We start from the raw sequence: 4976 nt of genomic DNA on the forward strand, positions 1-4976 counted from the left end.
ACATGTGGACCCTGTGGGTCAAGTAGTGACCTGGAAGTTGCGTATGCCACCGACGCTGCTCGCAACGGTTGGGGGGACCGCTGCTATCAGTATATCATGCATTTTGAAGAAGCATTCAAAGATCACTTAGGCGTTAAGCACGCGATTGCCACGTCAAGTTGTACTGGCGCCCTACACATGGGCCTTGCCGCATTGGGCATTGGTTCTGGTGATGAAGTCATAATGGCCGATATCAACTGGATTGCCACTGCCGCGCCAATTGTGCACCTTGGTGCCAAGCCCGTGTTTGTGGATATCTTGCCCGATAGCTGGTGTATTGACCCTAAACTTGCGGAAGCTGCCATTACGTCCAGGACCAAGGCCATTATCGCGGTTCACCTCTACGGGAATCTATGTGACATGAGCAGTTTGTTGGCCATTGGGTGCAAGCATAGCATATCCATCATCGAGGATGCAGCCGAGGCTATCGGTTCCGTCTATCACGGTAAACGTGCCGGCAGCATTGCCAAATTTGGTGCATTCTCCTTCCATGGTACAAAGCCGATAACTACGGGGGAAGGTGGAATGTTTGTTACAAACGATCCAAATATGTACGAGGATGTGCTAACACTCTCCAACCATGGTCGTACTCGCGGTCAGGCCAAACAGTTTTGGCCAGAAGTGGTTGGCTTCAAGTACAAAATGTCAAACATTCAGGCGGCCATAGGCTGTGCACAGATGGAACGTATTGAGGAACTGGTGGCCCGGAAGCGAGAGATCCTCAACTACTACCGCAGACATCTCGAGTCGCTGCAAGGGGTGAAGATGAACCCTGAGCCACGCGGCACCGTGAACGGTTCCTGGATGCCGACGGTGGTCTTTGATGAGGGCACAGGCGTGACGCGCGAAAGACTGCAGATAGCTTTTGCTAAGGATAACATCGACGCGCGAGTATTCTTCTGGCCGTTGTCAGGTTTACCCATGTTTAACGCGCAAACTCAGAATTTGGTGTCACGTAGCATTTCAGGTCGGGCGATGAATTTGCCGAGTTATCACGACATATCCAAGGTGGAGCAGGATCGCGTGATTGAAATTGTGCTGACAGCTCTGGGAAAGAAGGCGTAATGAAGACAGTAAATATCCTTGGATTCGGAGTGATGGGACGACAAGTCGCGGCATTGCTTCAATCTATTGGGTACGATGTAACGGTGTGGTCTCGACATATTGATGATGACAAGTCTCAACTATTTTGCAGGGACATAAAGCGGATTGATAAATACTTTCCGAACAAGGCCAAAGGCAAGGGACATATCTGTTATGTTAACAATATTGAATTATTAATGCCGGCACTAACATTTGAGGTGTTAGTTGAGGATGTTGACGTAAAGAGAAGGGTAATTGAGTCATTGGTATATGATGTTGGGGATCAGGGCATTTTGACGAATACGTCGTCCTATTCGCCGTCTGAGATTCATTGTTGCGCCGTTGGTCTTCATTTCTTCAACCCTATATATCTTCTGAGATTTGCCGAGTTGTCATGCACGACATTCGAGCCAGTATTGTCAATAAGGTGCTTGGTGGAATCATTGTGCTCTGAGTTGAACGTTGAGATTGTACACGTTAGAGGTAATCGGGGATACATAGGGAACTATCTACTGTTTCAAGACGTTGCAAATGCATTCAAATTACTGGAAAAGTACCGATATGATACAAAGACAATAGACAAAGTTCTTAACCATATGGGGCGATCTATAAGCCTTTTCGATATAGTTGATCTGGTTGGAGTTGATGTGACAAGACAGATAATACGCAATCTAAGCAAAGAAGATCCATCCATCTTCTATCCACCGGTCCTTGACAGGGCCATTGCTCGCGGTGTTCTTGGAAAGAAGAATAGAACTTCAATAAGGGATTTTGTTGACGAAGAGAGAGTAGGTAAAGGAGGAATATGAATCTTATCGGGATAGGAGCGAATAATCCGGAGACCATCCGGATGATCAAAATGGTCAAGTTAAAAGACCCGACATTCGAATTCTTGGGATTCATAGATAATGACGAGGCGAAGAAGGGCAAGAATTACTTTGGATTCCCAGTCTTTGGAGGGAGTGACACGATTCCGCAACTACTCGGTAATGAAGTATTCTTTGTTAATCTAATAACAAGGGACTGTGTGACTAGGTATGAGACATCACTGCAAGCGAGTGCCTTTGGGGCCCAATTCGGAAACTTCATTCATCCCAGCGTGAATCTTGAAATGGTGGATTTGGCAGTAGGCAACTACATTCAGGAGAGTGTTGTACTGCAGGCAGGGGTTAGGCTTGGGTATAATTCCAGTATACATATCGGAACTTTAGTGGGTCATGAGTCAATTGTGGGGAATTCTGTGTTCATTGCCCATGGGTGCAATATTTCGGGACTTGTAAGAGTAAAAGATGGGGTCTTCATTGGTGCTGGCGCCACTGTTCTTCCCAGAATTACCATAGGTGAGTGGACGGTTATAGCTCCGGGCTCGGTTGTCCGCAAAGATGTTCCGTCATACTCGCTTGTAGCAGGCAATCCTGCGAAAGTTCTGAAACGGAGGCCAGTTCCATATGTTTCTGGAGCGCCATTCGGTCAGACTCACCCAATGGTGACAACAATGCAAACGGATATGACCTCGAAGGATGGTCTGTCATGACAGTGCCGATGCGTAACAACTTCAAAGATATTAGTTCTAGGTGGCTCAGAGAGTCGGGAAGACATAAGTATTCATACAACTTCTCCTGGCTGGGACGTCCAATAATTCAGTACCCGCAGGATATCGTAGCCATGCAGGAACTTATCTACGCACTGCAGCCTGATATCATCATAGAGACCGGTATTGCCCATGGGGGATCACTGGTCTTCTATGCCTCGATGCTTGAGCTAAATGCCGCATGTGGGGGACCGAAGGATGCTGGTGTCTTGGGTGTAGACATTGACATCCGTGCCCACAATCGAGAAGCCGTCGAGAAGCATCCCATGGTTAAGCGTATTTCTATGATTCAGGGCTCTAGCATTGCGCCAGAGATCATCGAGCAAGTCAAGATCAGGGCAAAGGGCAAGCCTTGTGTTCTGGTGTGTCTTGATAGTAATCACGCTCACAACCATGTGCTGTCGGAACTGGAGGCCTACGCGCCGCTGGTGACAGCGGGCAGTTACTGTGTGGTGTTTGATACTGTGATCGAGGACATGCCCACCGATATGTTTCCCGACCGCCCTTGGGGAAAGGGCAATAACCCCAAGACGGCAGTCCATGAGTATTTGGAAACCCATGCCGAGTTCGAAATCGACATGAGCATTCAGCGCAAGCTGCTGATTACGGTGGCACCGGATGGGTATTTGAAGAGAGTTCGATAAATGCGGGAGCACACGATATCAACTACGCCGGTTGCGATCTACATACCAACATACAATAGGGCGAAGTGTCTTGACCGCACAATCAGGAGCGCACTGGCGCAAACTCACAGAAATATTCGCGTGTATGTTTCGGACAACGCCTCATCAGACAACACAGAGGAAGTGTGCAGGAAGTACACCGTTGACGCCAGATGTTCGTATTTGAGGCTTTCGCAGAATCAGGGAGCCCTGAAGAACTTTGAGTCTTTCAATTCCTGCTCCGGCGAACCGTGGATGATGTTTCTTGCAGATGACGATTACATTGACAAGGATTACATTGAGAAGTGCTTGTCTTTTGCATTAAAGAACGATTGTATTCGGGTCGGCGGCACTGCAGTGAACTATGTCGGTGGGATCGAGCGCTTCCGGGATGTGCCATTTGTTCTGAAGCATGACGCCCCGCTATTGAGACTGTTTTGCTTCTCAAGCATTCCAAATACGAACGCAGTGTTTTACGGTGTGCATCGTAAGACAACACTTGCGCTCGACTCCCGGATGCCGTCCAGTGATGTCGGCTATTCCTGGCGACAGATCAGTCGCGGCAAGGTCGCGGTGATAGGGACGACGCATATACATCGGGATGTTACGCACTGGCTTGACCGGAGCGAAGGCGCACTGCCCGCAGTGTGGGTAAAGCTTCTGGTGGCAAATGGGTACACGGAGTTCATGATTCAGGATTATGCGCGTCGGTATAGTATCCTGGACCAGGTGAGCATGTACTACGAAGAATTGAATGGTCGATGTGAGGAAGATGAGTTGCGCGTGTTTCTGTATCTCATGTATTGCGTGGAATGGTGCATACGTGTCGGCAACATGGCGGTCCGGCCTCGCTTCTGCGATTTCATTCGAGACGCAACGAGAGACGCAACGAAAAGTGGGTTCGCAGGAATAGAGCGGTTCCACAAACTTGAGGAATGGTTGCGAAGAAGCAATGGGATTTATCAAGGACAAGGCGCCGGATCGACAACTGAAGTTGAGGGGGTGATAACACGCAGGTGCGGTTCTTTCGCTGGCTGGGCAAAAACATGGAATGACCTGTGGGGTTCGGCTGCTCGTGTCTATGACAAAGGCAGTCAGGATGGAGGTCTTCAGGCCGCTGACATCATCGCGGCCCAAGGCATATTGCGTTCTTCCTGCTTTGGTCGCGCTCAGTTGTTTCAGGAAAGACTCGCAAAGATTCCCATGAGCAGATACTGGTATGGAGCCAAGATTCGAAGTATCCCGCTTATAGGGCACGTGTGGGCGAGATACAGGGCGAGCGTGAAAAGGTAGCGATATCTTCTGAGGTGAAAGTAGCGTCGATCAGGCGATAAAGTTATCTGTGTCTCATGATTCCAATCATCCTTTTCGCATATAATCGGCCCGACCATCTGCGTCGGACGTTAGATTGCCTGCGAGAGAATCGTGTCCCGCTGATCTACGCCTTTAGCGATGGCCCATGCACGCCGGACAAAGCGGCAGCCGTGGCCCAAGTGCGGGATATGCTTCGGGCTATCGACTGGTGTGATGTGGTGCTTTGCGAACGGGAATTGAATCTCGGACTGGGACGCTCAATTCTTGCCGGTGTTACAGAGGTGTTG

The 4976-nt window shown here is 49.2% G+C and carries 6 protein-coding genes; all 6 read left to right on the forward strand.

Features of this window, described 5'->3' with window-relative positions; genetic code table 11:
- Nucleotides 1-30 precede the first annotated feature (30 nt).
- Nucleotides 31-1104, forward strand: coding sequence for a DegT/DnrJ/EryC1/StrS family aminotransferase (locus tag WCO51_09570; protein MEI6513507.1), 1074 nt, complete (start codon nt 31-33; stop codon nt 1102-1104).
- Nucleotides 1104-1931, forward strand: a complete 828-nt coding sequence (locus WCO51_09575) for a 3-hydroxyacyl-CoA dehydrogenase NAD-binding domain-containing protein (GenBank protein MEI6513508.1) — start codon at nt 1104-1106, stop codon at nt 1929-1931. The genes WCO51_09570 and WCO51_09575 overlap by 1 nt, the downstream gene beginning before the upstream one ends.
- The gene (locus WCO51_09580) at nt 1928-2656 is read left to right on the forward strand and encodes a transferase (GenBank protein MEI6513509.1); all 729 of its coding nucleotides are present in this window, start codon (nt 1928-1930) and stop codon (nt 2654-2656) included. The genes WCO51_09575 and WCO51_09580 overlap by 4 nt, the downstream gene beginning before the upstream one ends.
- 8 nt (nt 2657-2664) lie before the next feature.
- Nucleotides 2665-3357 carry a cephalosporin hydroxylase family protein gene (locus WCO51_09585; protein ID MEI6513510.1) on the forward strand — a complete coding sequence of 231 codons (693 nt, stop codon included), beginning with the start codon at nt 2665-2667 and terminating at the stop codon, nt 3355-3357.
- A complete protein-coding gene (locus WCO51_09590) occupies nt 3358-4668 on the forward strand; it encodes a glycosyltransferase family 2 protein (GenBank protein MEI6513511.1) in 1311 nt (436 codons plus the stop codon). It abuts the gene before it with no gap.
- Between the two features lie 56 nt (nt 4669-4724).
- Nucleotides 4725-4976: sugar transferase (locus WCO51_09595; protein ID MEI6513512.1), on the forward strand; the 252-nt coding region annotated here is incomplete at its 3' end.

It is taken from the genome of bacterium, assembly GCA_037131655.1.
GTDB lineage: Bacteria > Armatimonadota > Fimbriimonadia > Fimbriimonadales > JBAXQP01 > JBAXQP01.